The sequence below is a fragment of the Shewanella sp. MF08487 genome (assembly GCF_050848685.1).
GTDB classification, from domain to species: domain Bacteria; phylum Pseudomonadota; class Gammaproteobacteria; order Enterobacterales; family Shewanellaceae; genus Shewanella; species Shewanella glacialipiscicola.
Genome location: NZ_JBOZPB010000012.1, coordinates 35,064 through 49,683 on the forward strand (window position 1 = coordinate 35,064; position 14,620 = coordinate 49,683).

A 14,620-nucleotide genomic window follows, 5' to 3' on the forward strand; every position below is an offset into this window, starting at 1 on the left:
CAATAAATTACCTACCATAACGGATACCAATGACCTTGGAGGAGACCCATGCTAGCCAATATTCACATCAAGTATTTCTATTCTGTGGGTGCTGTAATACTGGCCTATTTTGCGATAATCGGTACCTCTCCTCTGCTGACGTTTATATATGCTTGGGTAAGTTTGTCACTATTTTTAGTCAGCTCGGCGTATTGGTTTAATATGGCGAGTATTTTTAGGAAACGCCAAGATGGCACTATTCCTTGGTATATTCGCTGGGGGTTTATTCCTTTTTTACTGGGCAGTCAATTCTATAATTACTGGGCCAGAAAATACGATTCTGTACCGTCAATGCAAAAGATTGACGAGCAACTTTACCTCGGTAGCAGGTTAGTGCCTGCCGATCTTGCCAAGATAAAAGCCAATGGGATCACCGCGATTCTCGATGTTACTGCTGAATTTGATGCGCTGGATTGGTCACAATTTGAAGATCATATCGAATATTTAAATATTCCCATTCTAGACCATAGTGTGCCAACGAGTGCCCAGCTTAATCAAGCGGTTAACTGGTTACACCGCCAAGTGAGAGCTCAAAAAAACGTACTCATTCATTGTGCTATGGGCCGTGGCCGCTCAGTATTGGTTCTTGCGGCCTATCTTGTTTGCCAAGATAAACACCAAAGTTTCCCTAAGGTTTTGCAACGCATAAAACAAGCCCGCAAAACGGCGGGATTAAATAAATGGCAATTAAGAGCCGTTGAAAAAATGTACCACCAAAAACAAATTAACATCCATAAAATGGCATGGATTATCGCTAACCCTGTCTCGGGTGGCGGAAAATGGCAAGAATATAACGAACAAATTCAAGGTGAACTTAAGGCATATTTTGATGTTCATTTAGCGTTAACAACTGAAGACGTTTCAGCCAACACCCTCACCAAACAAGCCCGCGATGCTGGCGCTGATATTATTATCGCCTGCGGAGGTGATGGCACAGTGACTGAGGTTGCCTCAGAAATTGTCGATACCGATATCGCATTAGGCATTATCCCATTAGGTACTACCAACGCCTTAAGCCATGCGCTATTCGGCTTAAGCAGTAAACTGATCCCTGTATCTCAAGCCTTGGATAATATTATACAAGGCCATTACCAAGCCATAGATACCGCCCGCTGTAATGGACATTTAGTGTTGTTACTTGTGGGTATAGGGTTTGAGCAACAAATGATTGAATCTGCAAGTCGTGAGCGTAAGAATGCCCTGGGGCAACTCGCCTATCTTGATGGGTTGTGGCGCGCAGTAAAAGCCAATAATGCATTAACAATCCAGCTGAGTTTAGACGATGCCGAGCCGCAGAATATCACCACTCACAGCCTTGTTATCGCTAATGCCGCTCCCTTCACCAGCGTTCTCGCACAGGGGGATGGTGAGCCAAATATGACGGATGGTTTGCTCGATATTACTTGGTTAAATTCAGCGGATGAACCTAGCGATAAACTCTTGAGTCTCGCAGAGCTCATGATGGCCGGATGGGTTAAAGAAGACCGTTCTGAGGCACATAAAAAAGCAGCCATGACGGAGCAGACTCTGCAAACTCGCAGCAGTAAAGTTAACCACGCCCATGCCAAAAAAGTGCGTATTAGCTGCCAACCGAAGTATAAGTACGTGATCGATGGCGAACTATTTGAGCCAGACGATCTAAATATTGAAATCCAACCAGCATCCCTTAAGGTTTTTATTCCTTACCAGGATCCGCTAACAGAAACTGAGTAACCTTTATCATAAATGTTTTTTAGTTAATTGGCGGCCAAAGCAAATAACGACTGACGTAAAGCATCAATATTTAATGGCCAACACTATTGAGGTCACGCTTGTTGTAAATCAATCCAAAAACTTAGGCATTATAAAACTGATGCTAGGATCCTAACTGCAGCCCGTTAACTCGCGGGCTAACATCAAATTAAAACTGATGCTAATAGCTTAGCATCAGCGAAATATAATGATTATTCTACTGCAGGCTCATCTAACTCAACTTGATGCTCATACTTGCTAAGTTTGTTATAAAGAGTTTTTACACTGATCCCAAGTTGCTCTGCCGTATCAGTTTTATTACCTTGAGTCGTTTCTAACGCTTGATAAATGGCGATCCTTTCTAAATCGTCTAAACGCATTCCTTGAGGGATCACAACGTGTTCAGCTTCTAGACTATTGATTTGGCTTGCTGTAGTTAATTGCAAATGGCTAGGGAGAATCTCTTGATCTGCCAAAATATACGCCCGCTCAATGGCATGCTTTAATTCACGCACATTGCCACACCAAGGATGAGCAATAATAAGTTGAATACTCTCGTCAGTGAAATACTTACTTTGCTTTTCAGCCACATTACGGTAAGCCAAAAAATGTCGCGCCAGCCCGATAATATCATCGCCACGTTCTCGTAAGGGAGGAACACGAATAGGAAACTGGGCTAGGCGGAAGTATAAATCCTCTCGGAAATGCCCTTCTTCAATCGCCATAATAGGATCGCGGTTGGTTGCCGCCACAATACGCACATTGGCTAATTGCACCTTAGCGCCACCAACGGGACGATATTCGCTATTTTCAAGCACCCGCAATAGCTTAACTTGATGCTCAATGGGCATTTCAGTGACTTCATCAAGAAATAGCGTTCCCCCTTCGGCCTGCTCAAACACCCCTTTATGATCACGGTTGGCACCGGTAAAGGCACCTTTTACATGACCAAATAACTCACTATCCACTAATTCAGGGCTCAACGCCCCGCAGTTAATGGCAATAAAAGGTGCATTCACCCGTGGGCTGGCAAGATGGATGGTATTGGCAACCAGTTCTTTACCAGCACCACTTTCACCGATGATCAGCACATTACTGTCAGTCACTGAAACTCGGCGAATAGTACGATAAAGTTTATGCATAGCGCCCGAAGAGCCAACCAGTACACCGTATTGGTCCAATTCACTCGAAAAAGGTCGTGGGCGGTGGACGGAGGTCGACACTAAATACTGTGCAAACTCAGCTAAAGTATCGCTAATGAGCGCCATATCGTAGGGCTGGCGAAAATGGTAACCCGCGCACTGGGACATTAATTTATCAAGATGCGGATTAGGTTGCCCATCAGACAGAAAGATAAACTCGATATGTGTCATCGCAGCACTTTCTATTAAGCTTAAATAATCTTCATGGCTCAGGCGGGGTAACTCTATAATTGCTACATCAATACGATTCGACTCAAGTTGTGCTAGCCAAGAGATATCATCAACACTGCGTAATTTATTAAACTCTTTTGCTCCCTCAAGTTGGATTAAGGCTTGCTCGCTGCCAATGTCATGCAGATGATAAAAAAGTGTGGGTCGAGTCATGCGAGTTTCACTCCCTGTGTGTAGATAGCAACTGTATGTTAACCGTGAAATTTTAACAATAAGAGCGGTAATAGTTTCCTAATCAAAAGCGTTAATCTAGCGTTAATCTAGTGTGTATAAAAAATATCATTCTAAAAATCAGCCTCTTAAAATATCACTTAAAAAGAGAACAAAAAATGCATGGTAGCTGAACAACATTCAATTATTTACTAAGCATGTTAGCTACACGCATTAAGGAGGCACATTATGAAGTCTAATGTTGTGCAACATCAGACCGATATCAACGCAGACATCATGTTAATTGATGAGATTGTGACATCTAGTCAGCATAGCTTGAGGTTTTACACTCACGCTATAACGGCGATTGACGACTACAATCTGAAACGTATTTTTTCAATGCAGATACATATCTACCAACGAATATTGGCACTGCTGGATCCACCACAACGGCGAATTATACTATCAAATACAGCATACCTAGCCTTGCCAGCGTACGGGGGACATACACAGCATACGACTTACGCACAGGCACAAATCTTACTTCAACAAGATTGTTGGCATAAGGGCGTCGCCCACTTAATTGAACTTGAACAATGCAGGTTAGTACAACTAAAACATGCCGTTAAACAAGTCTATCAACCTCATATTGCCCAAAAGCTTGCCGATAGTGCCGCTTGGCTACAAAGCAGTTGTGATGAAATGATCTCTTTTTGCCGACGTTAACATTCGAGTTCGCCTTAGGCCATACCGCACACAAAGTGCGGTTTTTTATTACTTAAGGTTTATATTTCACTGACGCCCACGCTCCCACAGCTGAAAAACTGCGATGCAACAATTACATTGAGTCGGTAAAAAAGACCGAAAAGAATAGAAGAAAAATAAACTTAATATCCGTAAAAATAAAAAATGACTTTAAAATCAATCAAATATAAAAGATGGCACGATTCGAGCATTATCTTTATTCAAGAAAACAACGGAGGATATTCTTATGAAAACCACAACTGTAGCAGCATCAATAATTGCGACCTTACTTGTCGGTTCAATCAGCTTAAATGTCGCCGCTCAAGACTGGAAAGATGGGGCTAAAGATGCATGGATCGATGGTAAAGCAGAAACCACTTTACTGCTTAACACTAACCTGAATTCCTTTGACATCAATACCGATGTGAAAGACGGTAAGGTGACACTAACAGGTAAAGTAGAAAGTAGCGTAGATAAAGCACTTGCCACTGAGTTGATTAAAAGCTTAGACGGCGTGAAAGATGTTGATAACCAACTAACAGTGATGAATGAGAAAGAAGGCACGAGTGAAGTTGTCGCCACTTTAACCGATTCTAAAGTTGCTACCGTCATCAAAACTCGTTTACTATTTTCAACCGATGTTTCTGGTACCCAGATTGATGTTAATGTCGCCAATGGCGTTGTTACTTTAAAAGGTGAGGTTGCGAGCGATGCTGAACGTCAGTTAGCACTTAAAATCGCTGAAAATACCGACGATGTGAAAAAGGTCGTTGATAAGATTAAAGTGGTTAAAAAAGCCTCTTAGAACTCACGAATACTCGCAATTTTAACCGTACATAAATGTAGATTATTTTTTAGAGTACCTCATAAAAAAGAGTCATAAAAAACCAGCCTAGGCTGGTTTTTTTATGCTTACTCCACACATAACTCTTAGTTAACCTACTCACCTTAAAATATTTTACCTGACAGATACAAAGCATACGTTTAAACGTGACGCGACTAATAACCATGACATCTACTCGTAGCTGGACTCTGTAATCAAAGGTGGCCAAGCACTTAGTTAGTGTATGCCGGTTTCGCTCACATTCACCTCTAAGGTTTTAACGATTTCAGGATTAGCTGACATAGGTTGATTTGGCGCCCTATCCCGATAAGTGACTAACAGTTTATAGGGTGCTTCGAAAGGATAGATAGGCTCAATGCTCTCAATTTCAATTCTATCGCCAAGCATCACACTGTTTAAATGTTTCAGGCTTTTGTATTCATAATCAAGATTAAAAAATCCAAGATACCAAAATGCTCCCGAGCCTTGGGTCGTAACTATAAAGGGGGCAACAAAAGGCATAATCTGCACTGTAGGATCGTCTTGAATTGGAGCGCTACTCTGGGTATCTGGCTCAAGGGCTGGATCAAAATTAAGCGGTGTGATACGCAAATAATCAAATAACACTCGACCTTTTACCTCACCATCTTGATAATCTCCTATAGCCAAATCTGTCTGATTAATCTTAATAAAATGGGTCAATTCAACAGGCTTAGCACTTTCAGGTAAAATAACGTTAAAAGAATTAACTATCTGTAAGTTAAAGAGTTTTGACATCACTTCCGATGCATTGACAACCGATTCACTATCAAAAAATGTTGCCGATTCAACGTCTCCCGCTTGCGGTTTTATGGGTTGCTCCGCCATAACCTCATTAACAGCGCTGTCATCGAACATCACCTGCTCTTCTTCAATCTCACCATAAAGATCATCACTGGTCAGATTAAAACGGTAAATACCCGCAGCGAGTATGCTCAATATCACTAAGGTTGCAGTTATGGTTAATTTTGAAAACATACTTATTTTATCTCCCCCAATCACGCTCTTGGCGCGCTACGTTTTAAACACTGATAAACATCAAATCAATGCTGGTGCAGTATTACAGATAGTGGACTAAAACGGTGCGGGGAAAAATCAAAAAAGTAAAAAATATTTTATATTTTGGTTAGACTGAGTTCACTTATGTACTTGGAATGACCAAGAAATTAAAACATGAGTAAAAGTACTGGGAGGCGTACTGATATTGGTCTTTTCAATAAAGAGCCAACTCAGGCTATAATCCCTCAAATTGGCGAGATATCTTGCCTGACTAATTTGTTCTTATTCACTTAGCCTTAATAATGGATCCCTCTGCCGATGACAACTGCTTCTACCAGCCCTTTTGCCATATTAAATCAATCCACTGCAAGCTCATTTAATGAGCAGAAAAATCTTATTAAAAGAGTATTCAAGGGCAAGCCTGTACAATGCCCTAGCTGTAAACAAACACTAAAAGTAATATTGCCTGAGCAGGTAAAAGCAGAACAAATGACAGGCATCTATTGTGCTAAAGGTTGCACTGATATTGAACTTGATATGGAAGCCGTCGCAGGACTCTAACTATCCTAGTCATTCGGCTTCATTTAAAGATTTTTATCAAACACTTAACCATTGCCATTCGAGTAAAGGTTCAGCACTGAGTTGCGAACCACGGTATAGCTTGACGTTAAATACACTATTAGTTGGAATCATCCCCACGCCCTTGGGTGTGCCAGTCATAACAATGTCACCTTCATCTAAACTAATAAACGTTCGTAGCTCTGACATTATGCACTGGGGCTTATAAATCATTAAATCTATACTCCCCTCTTGAACCTGTTTATCGTTGATGCTCAAACTAAAATACAGCGCAGCCTCGACATCATCAATCGCTACAAAAGGGCTAAATAATGCGGCACCGTCGAAGGCCTTTGCCCGTTCCCACGGTAAGCCTTTTGCTTTTAATTGAGTTTGTAACTCACGTTTGGTGAGATCTAAACCCACAGCAACGCTACTAAAACGTCCATCTTGAAACATAAAACACAGCTCAGTTTCATAATGCAGAGTTTCGCCTTGATGCTTAGCAAGCAGTACAGTCGAAATTGCCGAGTTGGGCTTTAGAAATACCACCATGTCGTCAGTTATTTCATTACCTAACTCATGAATATGGTCGACATAATTACGTCCAATACAGATAATTTTGGTGGGTACTACGGTATTTTCACCTAACACGACTGATTTCATCTTTTATCTTCTCGTTGTCTAATCAAGCATATTCCATCAAAAATTCATCGAGTTGTTCGTTGGCAATTTCAATTTCATCACCTTCAAACTGGGCAATATGGAACATACCCTCACCTTCATTAGTCACAGGAATATTACTGATCCCGATAATGATGCCGTCAGTAGGCGCACGAATCGCCACACTGTCACCACCGTGAGGGCTAACGATATGTGCAATGATATATCCCTTAGTGACCCGTTGGCCGAGCTTAAGCTTCATATTCACTAAACCGTCGGATTCACTACGTACCCAATAACTGCGGATAGCGCTAACACTTGAGCCCTTGTTGCTCACCCGCCCCTTTTGCATGCCTAAACTGCGCATCACGTTAAGCACACCTTTTAGGCCAGATTTTATCGATAATTCACTAAAACGCAGCGCTTCACCCGCCTCGTACAAAATACAAGGAATGCCTTGTTGATTCGCATAGCCACGCATAGATACACCGCGCGCCTTTGAGTGCATGATCAACGGCGCACCAAAGGCATTCGCCATCGCGAGCATAGTTTCGTTATTTGTATCGCAGCGAATTTGCGGCAAGTTATCCCGATGGATGGCGCCGGTATGTAAATCAATTACATGGGTTGCATGGACTAATAGTTGAGTCGCAAATAAATTCGCTAAACGGCTGGCTAGCGCCCCTTTGCTGGAACCAGGAAAGCAACGATTAAGATCGCGCCGATCGGGTAAATAACGGGATTGTTGAATAAAACCAAACACATTAACTATTGGCACCACAATTAACGTGCCCGTTAAGTTTTTAGGGTTGACTCTGGCTAATAGTCGGCGGCAAATTTCGATACCATTAAGTTCATCCCCATGAATAGCGGCGCACACCAGTAACGTAGGGCCAGGTTTAGTCCCGTGAAACACTTCTACATGGATATCAAGTTGCGTATCGGTATATAACTTTGCAGCGGGTAATTTGATCCCTAACTGGGTTCCTGCGGTGACTCGGTTTCCTGCTAACTCAAAAGCTTCTCGTCTTTTTACCATGGCGACTCCCTTGTACTATCAAATATTATCCCGCTGCACACATTGGCACTGCCCATCAGGGCTAGAACTGTACCCTTAAACATAAAGCTATGAATTTGATGATTTGTCTATACTTTGTAGAGCGTGTGATGATAAATAAACTGATTTAAGTACCGTAAAATAAACGTTTTATTGCGGCTCAAACTGATTCAACCAGGTTTTTAATATCTGCAATAGAATAGGCCTATCCTCAGTAGAAACGCCCGTTAACAGTGTACTCTGACATTGAATGTGATGCGGCAAAACCTTATCAATAAGCGCCTTACCCTCAAGGGTTAACGACACATGTACGGCGCGACGATCTTCCTTGCTGTGCGCTCGTTCAATAAGCTGCTTATTTTCAAGTCTGTCTAAACGGCTAGTCATAGCGCCTGAACTTAACATCATGCTTTGATACAGTTGCGAGGGGGATAGCATAAAAGGTTTCCCCGCACGCCTTAGGGTTGCGAGCACATCAAACTCGCCTTGACCTAAACCGAATTCGGCATGGCATTGCAGTAACATCGCCTCAATATATTTCGTTAACCGGGCAATACGACCCAGCGCCGCCATAGGAATCAAATCCTCTAGCACTCCTTGTTGTTGCCACTGATTAACAATTCGGTCAAGGCCATCTTGTTGATTGATTGTCATGGTGGAGTCAATTTCTGCTGGACTAGTGTTAGCCATCTTAATGTTTGATGTCATCGGTTTTGCCGCCATAGGTTTATCTCTACATAAAGATTCTTTACATATTAGACATTTTCCCGCAAAATTAAAATATCTTTATGTAGAGATACATTTAAAAGAGATTCTTTTGCGTTGTTTATCCCTTAAACCCATCGAGGATAAAAACCTAAGCAACGCAACACTCGCATCTAATACAGTGCACACCTATAGACTTTTCGTAAACTGATATCCGTTTTTGTTGGAGAAAACAATGTCGTCACCCCAGACAGAGAAAGCGAATTTATTGCTGCTCGGATTCGCGTTCATTCTTATCGGTCTAAATTTACGTCCCATTCTCGCCTCCGTCGGGCCTTTGCTGCCCAGCATACAAGAGGATATCAGCTTAAGTTTTACCTTAGCGTCTATGCTGACATTGCTGCCCGTACTCGCCATGGGACTCGGCTGTTTTGCAGGCTTTAGTATCGCTAAACGGTTAGGATTTAATACCGTGATGACGGGATCATTGCTCCTGCTGATCCTTGCCACGGCGATGCGATTCTGGGCAATAGATGCCAATTGGCTTATCTGCTCGGCATTACTGGCCGGAGTAGGTATAGCCCTTATTCAGACCATAATGCCTGCCATGATCAAACTCAATTTCGGTGAACGGGTGCCCTTAATGATGGGGCTTTATATTACAGCCATTATGGGCGGCGCCGCTGTGGCCGCAAGCAGTGCGCCTTTTATCGGGATGAACTTAGGTTGGCGTGCAGGATTAGGTCATTGGACTTGGCTAGGCTTACTGGCACTCGCGCTATGGCTTATTGTTAAGCACAAAGCCGCATTACCGAGTCAAACTGAAAAACAAGCTGTGCAACTTAGCTTTTGGCGTTTTCGTCGCAGCTGGTTATTGGCGATATTTTTTGCTTTAGGCACAAGCTGTTATGTCTGTGTGCTGGCATGGTTAGCCCCCTACGCAGTCGAGCTAGGTTATAGCCAAACTCAATCAGGATTAGTGTTAGGTTTTTTAACCAGCATGGAAGTGATCGCGGGCTTAGTGTTTCCTTGGCTAGCGAGTAAGTCAACGGACAGACGCGCCATTATAGCCCTACTGTGCTTACTGCAACTCATCGGCTTTATGGGGCTTGCACTCGCCCCTCAAGTGTCACTATTTTTATGGGCGGGACTTGCGGGTTTAGGCATAGGCGGGATTTTTCCACTAGGGCTGATTGTAACTATGGATCATCAACAAAATCCGATGTTAGCGGGTAAGTTAACAGCCTTCGTGCAGGGTGTGGGATATACCATAGCGGCTATCTCGCCTTGGATTGCCGGATTAATTCGCGATAATTTCAACAGCTTTAACAGTGCGTGGTTGTTGCTCGGGGGCTTAAGTCTGATAGCGTGGATACTATCTTGGCAATTTAATCCGCAAGGCTATGCACGCCAGTACCAAGCCACGCGCTGCGTATCTTAAGACTCACATTTAAAATAAAAAAAACCGCCATATCGATTAACGAGCATGACGGTTTTTTATTGTGTGCGGCTCGATAAATCGAGCCCACACTAGGTACAACTTAAGACTTTTTAACGAAGCACGTCAGGATCACAATACGAGTACCGTTAACACGGCCTTCAATATGCTCTGGATTATTGGTCAATGCAATGTTACGCACTGCAGTGCCGCGCTTAGCCACAAAACTGGTGCCTTTAACGTTTAAATCTTTGATAATCACCACAGTATCGCCGGCGTTGATCACGGCGCCATTACTGTCTAATGTTGGTGTTGTATCATCACCCGTTGCGGCCACTTCAGCATCGCCCCACGCTTTTACATCATCTTCAAGATACAACATATCCAGTAAATCTTGCGCCCAACCTTCACCATTTAAGCGCTTAAGCATACGATATGACATCACTTGAACTGCCGGTACAGGACTCCACATGCTGTCGTTCAAACAACGCCAGTGGTTCATGTCCATAGTATCCGCTGCTGCAATTTGGCTACTGCAAGTTTCACAAATCATGATCTCATTCTCATAGCCATCTGAAGCCGGCAGATCATAAATAGAGAGTTCAAGCTCGCTACCACACAGTTCACACTTGCCGCCACAGCGGGTTAACAATTCATTTTCAGTCATTTTTCTATCATTCATGCCAAGTAAAACATGGATTATGCCATAAATAGACTTTAGACGGCAGATGACACGGCGAGATAACCTTATATTTTATAAGTTTTCTACACAGGTCCCATTACGTTACTTTTATTTATGCTTAAAACTCATAGGTTAAACTCAAACGAATGTCGCCACGTAGTAAAAAGAACCGTCAGGTTCGCATTATCTTACTGGCAACTCATATGTTAATAATAGATTTAAAAAACTAAGTAAAGCATAGGGTTAACTAAGTTGAAGTGATATTTTTTGAAGAACTAACAGTGATAAAATACTTATTTAATAAAAACAGATCATTTTTAAGGTATTATTTTCGCTCAGTACAAACTTATTGAGTTCAGAACAATCTGTTTCACTTGCATTAAAAAGGTTCACCAATAATGGCCACTCTCACAACTAAAATTCCCTTTGCCACTGGTGCAACGTTCAGTGCCACGAGTTTGCAATTTTTACATCAACTGGCGCAAAACAACTCCCGCGACTGGTTTAAAGCCCACCAAGCAGAATACGAAGAGACTGTGCGAACCCCCGCGCTGCAGTTTATCGAGCAAATGCAGCCTAGTATTCTCGCCCTCTCACCTAGACTGACTGCGGTGCCGAAAAAAGTCGGTGGCAGTCTGATGCGCCCACAGCGAGACAGTCGTTTCAGTAAAGATAAAACGCCCTATAAAACCAATGTCGGTATTCAATTTCGGCATTTTCAGGGCAAAGACGTGCATGCGCCAGGGCTATATGTGCACATTGCCGAAGAAGGCTGTTTTATTGCTGCGGGGATTTGGCACCCAGAATCGAAAGCCTTAAATGCCATTCGCACTTGTATCGATGAGAATCCCAATGGCTATAAAAAGGCGCTACAAACCTTGCTGAGTCATGGGTTTAACATGGATGGTGACAGTTTGATTAGACCGCCAAAGGGATTTGATAAAAATCACTCTATGCTGGCAGAGCTAAAACGCAAAGATTTTATCGCCATAAAAAATATCGCTTTTGAAGACCTCTGCCACCCAGATGCCGCCCGTTTCTGTGCCGAGCAATTTGCGCACTGTACTCAATTGATGGCCTATTTGTGTTTCGCGCTGGATTTGGATTTCTAGACAATAGACTTTTAACCAATTGATTTGTAAAAATAGACCGTTAAAAACAGATTGCTAAAAGCAAAATGGCCTAGGCAAAACCTAGGCTATTTAAACAGCAACTTTTGCTGTTAAACGGCATGATTTGCACTTAAGCATTTGTAGTTAAACTGCACTTAAACTTTTGTATTTAAACTGCCTAAGTAGCCCTGCAATACCGCAAATGCATCGTCTAACAGCTCATATTCACCCGCTTTACCTAACACTCTAATCCCTTGTAATTGCAGTACTAAAAATGCAGAGACCTGATGCGGCTGTACATTGGCCAATAACTCGCCTCGCGCTTGGCAGTCCAACAACACTTGGGTGAATGAGGTCTGTAATCGGCAAAATAAACGCTGACACTCCTGCAGTACACTTTCATCGTTAAGGCTCTTTTCGAGCACAGCATTTTGCATAAAACAGCCATACTTTTGCTCCCGCTGCAAAGCAACAAAGCGCGCTAAATAAGCTTCTATTTCAGCTAAGCCCGCTTTTTCATGCAGCAAAGTATCTGAGGCACCAAAGGAGTAGTGATCAAGGTAGAAACTGAGGCACTCGCGGTAAAGCTTCTGCTTGTCGCCGAAACTGTTATAGAGACTAAATCGATTAATGCCTAAATGGCCGACGAGATCGGAAATCGAGGTTTCGGCAAAGCCCTTTTGCCAAAAAAGCTCCATCGCCAATATGAGTTTTTCTTGCCGATCAAAATTACAACTTCGTGCCATAAGCCTGCGACCTAATCTCTGAATACGCGCTAACGATCAGCTTTACCATTCCTCTTTACTGCAGAAAGTTGAAGGGCAAATCATTCTTGACTGATCGTTTAGATATGACGTAAATTCTATCCTAACCGATCGTTCCGTTAAAGCCTTATATGCTCAAATCGAGCATAAAGCACTGATAAAAACTACAGGACTTTAGATGAAACTCTACGAATTAGCTCCGACTCCCAGCGCGCGCCGCGTCAGTATTTTTCTTGCGGAAAAAGGCATAGAAGTGCCAAGAGTGAACGTCGATATCCGCGGAGGGGAAAATTTAAGCGCTGAATTTAAAGCCAAAAGTGTAAATGGCCGCATTCCATTACTCGAACTCGATGATGGCAGCTACCTGTGTGAATCCGTTGCCATTTGCCGCTATTTAGACGAAATCCACCCGAGTGAGCGTTCACTGTTTGGTAATACACCGCTTGAGCGCGCCAAAGTAGAAATGTGGCAACGCATCATAGAGTTACAAGGATTAATGGTCGGGTTTCAAGCCTTTCGTAATTTAAGCGGTGTCTATAAAGACAGGGAAAATTGTGTCGAGTCTTGGGGCATAGAATCACGCCAAAGGGTCATTGACTTCCTACCGACCTTAGACCAACAATTGAACACGTCGCCCTTTGTAGCAGGCGATGCATTTAGTATTGCCGATATTTCGGCTTACGTTTTTATCAGTTTTATTAAAAATTTAGATATCGAAGTGGCTAATAACTTGCCGCATCTCAAGGCTTGGTTCATCACTATGGCGCAGCGTCCTGCCATAGTATCGTTAACCCCTAAAAAATAGCGGCACTAATGCCTAATGATGAATATTCATGGGCACTAAAGTGAGTAGCTATAAGCGTTATAACCTAAAGGAATCATCATGATAGATTTATACACCGCCGCGACCCCTAACGGTTTTAAAATTTCCATCGCTCTGGAAGAAATGGGACTTGAATATCGCGTCCATAAATTAGATTTCAGCACCAGTGAGCAAAAACAGCCTGAGTTTATTGCCATTAATCCCAATGGCCGAATTCCCGCCATTATCGACCGCGACAACGAAGATTTTGTGGTATTCGAATCGGGTGCAATTCTGCTGTATCTCGCCGAAAAAACAGGTAAATTCCTGCCAGCCGATCCGAAAAAGCGCTCACAGGTGATCCAGTGGTTAATGTTCCAAATGAGCGGCGTCGGACCCATGATGGGACAGGCAAACGTATTCTTCCGATACTTCCCAGAGAAAATCCCCGCAGCCATTGACCGCTATCAAAAAGAAGGTCGACGTTTATTCGAAGTCATGAATACTCAACTCGCGAAAAATCAATATCTTGCAGGTGACGAATACACGATTGCCGACATCGCCACTTGGCCTTGGGTACGTATCAACGAGTGGAGCGGCATCAATATGGAAGGTTTGATCCATTTGCAACGTTGGTTAGATGAATTAGCGCTCAGACCTGCGTGCCAAAAAGGCATAATCACGCCGCCACCGGTGGAAATGAGCGATGAAGAACGGGCTAAACAAATCCAAAAGATGGTGACGAAATAGTCATCTGCTAAAGGGTCATTGCGCGAATAGCCTGCAAATAACCGTTAGGTACTGAATGCACCATGAGTCTCAGTGACTCAACCACAAAAAGCCCCGTTAGCTGATGCTAATTCGGGGCTTTTTTACTGCCT

The 14,620-nt window shown here is 42.9% G+C and carries 15 protein-coding genes; 8 read left to right on the forward strand and 7 right to left on the reverse strand.

Going from position 1 to position 14,620, the window contains the following annotated elements:
• Positions 1-48 precede the first annotated feature (48 nt).
• A complete protein-coding gene (locus ACRN9H_RS10205; protein WP_432313560.1) occupies positions 49-1,752 on the forward strand; it encodes a diacylglycerol kinase family protein in 1,704 nt (567 codons plus the stop codon).
• A gap of 230 nt (positions 1,753-1,982) precedes the next feature.
• Here the strand turns inward: ACRN9H_RS10205 and ACRN9H_RS10210 are convergent, their stop codons facing one another.
• Positions 1,983-3,356: a sigma-54 interaction domain-containing protein gene (locus tag ACRN9H_RS10210; protein WP_432313561.1), complete on the reverse strand. Its 1,374-nt coding sequence runs from the start codon at positions 3,354-3,356 to the stop codon at positions 1,983-1,985.
• A gap of 246 nt (positions 3,357-3,602) precedes the next feature.
• Between ACRN9H_RS10210 and ACRN9H_RS10215 the strand changes: the two genes are divergently transcribed.
• Both ACRN9H_RS10215 and ACRN9H_RS10220 read left to right on the forward strand, forming a co-directional pair.
• The gene (locus ACRN9H_RS10215) at positions 3,603-4,079 is read left to right on the forward strand and encodes a glutamyl-tRNA reductase (RefSeq protein ID WP_432313562.1); all 477 of its coding nucleotides are present in this window, start codon (positions 3,603-3,605) and stop codon (positions 4,077-4,079) included.
• A 265-nt stretch (positions 4,080-4,344) separates the two neighbouring features.
• Positions 4,345-4,902: a BON domain-containing protein gene (locus ACRN9H_RS10220; RefSeq protein ID WP_432313563.1), complete on the forward strand. Its 558-nt coding sequence runs from the start codon at positions 4,345-4,347 to the stop codon at positions 4,900-4,902.
• Positions 4,903-5,157: 255 nt separating this feature from the next.
• Here the strand turns inward: ACRN9H_RS10220 and ACRN9H_RS10225 are convergent, their stop codons facing one another.
• Positions 5,158-5,943 (reverse strand): hypothetical protein, encoded by a 786-nt coding sequence (locus ACRN9H_RS10225; protein WP_432313612.1) that lies wholly within the window; start codon positions 5,941-5,943, stop codon positions 5,158-5,160.
• Between the two features lie 333 nt (positions 5,944-6,276).
• Between ACRN9H_RS10225 and ACRN9H_RS10230 the strand changes: the two genes are divergently transcribed.
• Positions 6,277-6,519, forward strand: a complete 243-nt coding sequence (locus tag ACRN9H_RS10230; RefSeq protein WP_432313564.1) for a hypothetical protein — start codon at positions 6,277-6,279, stop codon at positions 6,517-6,519.
• Positions 6,520-6,555: 36 nt separating this feature from the next.
• On the opposite strand, the gene ACRN9H_RS10235 is transcribed toward ACRN9H_RS10230, so the two are convergent.
• From ACRN9H_RS10235 to ACRN9H_RS10245, 3 genes are all read right to left on the reverse strand, one after another.
• Positions 6,556-7,182 (reverse strand): fumarylacetoacetate hydrolase family protein, encoded by a 627-nt coding sequence (locus ACRN9H_RS10235; RefSeq protein WP_432313565.1) that lies wholly within the window; start codon positions 7,180-7,182, stop codon positions 6,556-6,558.
• 22 nt (positions 7,183-7,204) lie between these two features.
• Positions 7,205-8,218, reverse strand: a complete 1,014-nt coding sequence (locus tag ACRN9H_RS10240) for a succinylglutamate desuccinylase/aspartoacylase family protein (RefSeq protein WP_220774369.1) — start codon at positions 8,216-8,218, stop codon at positions 7,205-7,207.
• 168 nt (positions 8,219-8,386) lie between these two features.
• Positions 8,387-8,944, reverse strand: a complete 558-nt coding sequence (locus tag ACRN9H_RS10245) for a MarR family winged helix-turn-helix transcriptional regulator (protein ID WP_432313566.1) — start codon at positions 8,942-8,944, stop codon at positions 8,387-8,389.
• 232 nt (positions 8,945-9,176) lie between these two features.
• Here ACRN9H_RS10245 and ACRN9H_RS10250 point away from each other — a divergent pair, with 232 nt between their 5' ends.
• Entirely contained in the window at positions 9,177-10,382 is a 1,206-nt protein-coding gene (locus tag ACRN9H_RS10250) for an MFS transporter (RefSeq protein ID WP_432313567.1), read from the forward strand.
• A 100-nt stretch (positions 10,383-10,482) separates the two neighbouring features.
• Here the strand turns inward: ACRN9H_RS10250 and ACRN9H_RS10255 are convergent, their stop codons facing one another.
• Positions 10,483-11,046, reverse strand: a complete 564-nt coding sequence (locus ACRN9H_RS10255; protein ID WP_220774367.1) for a PhnA domain-containing protein — start codon at positions 11,044-11,046, stop codon at positions 10,483-10,485.
• A 413-nt stretch (positions 11,047-11,459) separates the two neighbouring features.
• Here ACRN9H_RS10255 and ACRN9H_RS10260 point away from each other — a divergent pair, with 413 nt between their 5' ends.
• Positions 11,460-12,173, forward strand: a complete 714-nt coding sequence (locus ACRN9H_RS10260) for a DUF2461 domain-containing protein (protein ID WP_432313568.1) — start codon at positions 11,460-11,462, stop codon at positions 12,171-12,173.
• A gap of 155 nt (positions 12,174-12,328) precedes the next feature.
• Here ACRN9H_RS10260 and ACRN9H_RS10265 read toward each other — a convergent pair whose 3' ends face one another.
• Positions 12,329-12,919 (reverse strand): TetR/AcrR family transcriptional regulator, encoded by a 591-nt coding sequence (locus ACRN9H_RS10265; protein ID WP_432313569.1) that lies wholly within the window; start codon positions 12,917-12,919, stop codon positions 12,329-12,331.
• 196 nt (positions 12,920-13,115) lie between these two features.
• Here ACRN9H_RS10265 and ACRN9H_RS10270 point away from each other — a divergent pair, with 196 nt between their 5' ends.
• Both ACRN9H_RS10270 and ACRN9H_RS10275 read left to right on the forward strand, forming a co-directional pair.
• On the forward strand, positions 13,116-13,742 hold the full coding sequence (locus tag ACRN9H_RS10270; RefSeq protein ID WP_432313570.1) for a glutathione S-transferase: 627 nt from the start codon (positions 13,116-13,118) through the stop codon (positions 13,740-13,742).
• A 78-nt stretch (positions 13,743-13,820) separates the two neighbouring features.
• Positions 13,821-14,489, forward strand: a complete 669-nt coding sequence (locus ACRN9H_RS10275; protein WP_432313571.1) for a glutathione S-transferase family protein — start codon at positions 13,821-13,823, stop codon at positions 14,487-14,489.
• Positions 14,490-14,620: the final 131 nt, after the last annotated feature.